Annotated in this window: 4 protein-coding genes; 1 reads left to right on the forward strand and 3 read right to left on the reverse strand. The window is 60.4% G+C overall.

Annotation, left to right across the window (positions count from 1 at the left end):
- Both KF885_11625 and KF885_11630 read right to left on the reverse strand, forming a co-directional pair.
- A partial coding sequence (locus tag KF885_11625) for a hypothetical protein (protein ID MBX3049808.1) occupies positions 1-396 on the reverse strand: 396 nt, incomplete at its 3' end.
- 60 nt (positions 397-456) lie between these two features.
- A complete protein-coding gene (locus tag KF885_11630; protein ID MBX3049809.1) occupies positions 457-1107 on the reverse strand; it encodes a DsbA family oxidoreductase in 651 nt (216 codons plus the stop codon).
- Between the two features lie 255 nt (positions 1108-1362).
- Between KF885_11630 and KF885_11635 the strand changes: the two genes are divergently transcribed.
- Positions 1363-1593, forward strand: coding sequence for a hypothetical protein (locus KF885_11635; GenBank protein ID MBX3049810.1), 231 nt, complete (start codon positions 1363-1365; stop codon positions 1591-1593).
- Positions 1594-1852: 259 nt separating this feature from the next.
- Here KF885_11635 and KF885_11640 read toward each other — a convergent pair whose 3' ends face one another.
- Complete coding sequence (locus tag KF885_11640) at positions 1853-2902, reverse strand: glycosyl hydrolase 53 family protein (GenBank protein MBX3049811.1); 1050 nt, start codon at positions 2900-2902, stop codon at positions 1853-1855.
- Between the last annotated feature and the right edge of the window lie 47 nt (positions 2903-2949).

Raw genomic sequence — 2949 nt, forward strand, 5'->3', positions numbered from 1 at the left:
AATATAGCCGTGATTGAAGATGATCACGGGCCAGCCCGTGGCGGGTACTTCCCCGAAGGGAACCGTGAGCAGGCCATATTGCTTAAGCCCATCCGACAGATACGAGGCGATGTAGCGGGCGTAATTGCTGCCGTTTTCCAGCACTTCTTCGATGGTGAGCGCAGCGGCCGGGTAACTGCGCTGGCGCAAATATTCGATGCTTAACGGATGCAGCGGCAGCGGGGTCGCCGTCGGGGTGAGGGTGGCGCTGGGGCTGGGGCTGGCAGTGAAGGTGGCGGTAGCGCTGCTACGCGCGATGAACGGGGTGGGTAAGCCTGCCGCGCCTCCCTGCGGGAGGGTGCAAGCGGCCAGCAGCACACAACAGAGGATCGCCAGGCGGATAAGGCGCAGCTTCACGCGCAGTAGTGTACCCAACGGCTTGCGCCGCTCGGGCTTTTTTGTCGTGAGCGCCGAGCGTCAGGCCGCGGCGGGGTGCAGCTCCTGCCAGATCTGATCGAGTGCCTGGCTGAAGGCTTGGGTACCTTGAGCACCGGAGACGGCGTACTTGCTGTCGAAGATAAAGAAGGGCACACCCTGGATGCCATACTGGGCTGCCTGGCCCAGGTCCGCCTGCACTTCGGTAGTGTAAGCATCTGAGTCCAGGGCGGCACGCGCCGCCTGCGCATCCAGCCCTACTTCGCTGGCCAACTGCACCAGTGTTTCGCTATCGGCGACGCTCAGCCCGTCTGTGAAGTACGCCTTGAACAGGCGCGCCAGCATGGCGGCCTGCTTGCCCTGGCTGGCGGCGAAGTGCACCAGCCGGTGGCCGTGCAACGTGTTCACCAGCTTGGCGGCGTGGTGGTTCATCTCCAGGCCCAGCCCGGCAAACATCTCGGCTACTTGCTGGTTCATGTGATCGGCCTGGTCTTCGCTGATGCCACGCTTGGCCGCCAGCATGGCATTGATGCTTTGCTCGGCAACGAACGGAGCATTGGGGTCCAACTGAAAGCTGTGATGCACGATCTCTACTTCGTCTTTGTGGGCAAAGCTGGCCAGGGCCTGATTGAGCTGGGTGGTGCCTGCGTAGCAGAAGGGGCAGGCGATGTCGCTCCAGATATCAATTTTCATGTTCACTTCCTTTGCACTGATTATATCTACTGTCCTCGATTTGAATTCTGCGCGTGGCTTAGCCGGCATTAACCTGTTTGCTTGACAGGCGGGCGAAGCTTCATAAGATGGCCGCATGTCCAATTTCACTCGTCAGTCGCGAGCTGCAATGTGCATGTGTATGCCAAAGCGATGGAGCTTCTCCGCCGCGCGGGCACACACTGCCTGTTAGCTGCTCACGACAAGCCCATCGCTCTCCCTGTGTATGTATCCAGAATGACGGTGGGCACTGACCTCACCGAGAACCCCAAGGGGTTGGGTATCCGCGAGCTGGAAGCAGCCCAACTGGTGCACTCGTTGGAGGACACAGCCATCGCGGTGATCAACGGCAACTATGCCGCGCAATCGATGGGTGCCTCCGCGACTCAGGCGGTACTCAAGGTGCTGCTGCCCGAAGCGCTGCCATCGCTGGTGCTGGGGTCAGCCTCACCGTCATCAGCCTGGTAAGTTACTCAGCTATGGCGGGGGCGATTGGCGGAGGGGTTTGGTGATCATCAGCCCGGATGGAAGCGCTTTTGTGGGTTTTCGATTTAAGCGCTCTGACGAGTATATTTTCTGGTGGAAAGCGCCGTGGTTGTGGATCTGGCTACAGCAGAAACACTCTATGAGTATCCAATGCCGTCCGAGGTCGTATCCCTTTTACCTCCTTTAGAGGTATTAGGCGCGCACATTGTGTGGCCCGTCACAGTAGCTGTCCGCGGCGTGTCTAGGGCTGGAAGTTGACCCAGGCGTCGTACACGGGGCGTTTGTCTCCGCTGGCATCCCGCAGGGAAATACTGCCGAAAAGCTGCACCTCGAGCGAATCGGGTGCGGCGTTGATGGGGTTGATGAACAGCCAGTTGAGGATGCTTACATTGGTTCCTTGAAGGATCCGTTGCAGCGCGTGCACATAACGCAACTGCGCTTGCGGGCCGCGCTCCCATGGAGCGTTTAACCCAAGCTCTTCAGCCGGCCAGCCGGTCTCCGTGATTGCGATCGATTTGCCGGCGGCGCGCTGCAGTAGGGGCGCCAGATAGTCATCCGGGATCTCCTCCGGCGTGGCGGCGCTGAACCAGGGGTAGAGCGTAATTCCGACGACATCCATCTTGCTCATATCGTGAGCTTCGAGCGCGCCCCAGTGGGCTTGCTCCCAGCCGTTGAGCCGGCCGAGGCCCGCCATGCGCTCATATTGGAAGATGGGGCCAACCTGTGTAGCAGGTGAGGCAGCTTTGATGGCGTCATAGGCTTGGTTGTAGACTTCGACCCAGCGCACATACTCCTCAGGCTGGGTGATGAAGTATTCATCGTTCTCATTGCCGAGGAAGAGATAGGGCGGATGGTGCTCGGCGGCAAAGCTCACCAGCATTTGGATGAACAAGGCACGCGCCTCAGCATTGCTCCAGTTGTTGGTGACGTTCGTGGGGAGATCGAGATGCAGCTGGGCGCCGCTGCGCCAGCCAAAGACGATGGTGGGCGTGAAGCCGTATTGAGCGGCAGCCTGCATGAGGCCGGCAGCCGCTTGCGGCGGCTGGCCGCTGCTGTCGATCGAATCACGCCAAGCGCCGTTGAACATGACTGCGCCGTTGGGCAGGCTGGCTACTTCTTCAAGGAATTGGGGATACTGGCTGTAATCGCCCGGGAAGCCCAGCGGCGAGATGCCGTAGCCTTTGAGTACAGCACTGCCCGCCGGAGGGGCGGGCAGTGTGGTTGGTAACGCGGTGGGGGAAGCGCACGCGGCGAAAAGCAGAACTGCTGCAACCCACGCCCAAGGTTTCATTGCACTAGCGCAGCCCGGTCTCCATACGGGCGATGACCATGCGCTGA

It is taken from the genome of Anaerolineales bacterium (assembly GCA_019637805.1).
GTDB lineage: Bacteria > Chloroflexota > Anaerolineae > Anaerolineales > UBA11579 > JAMCZK01.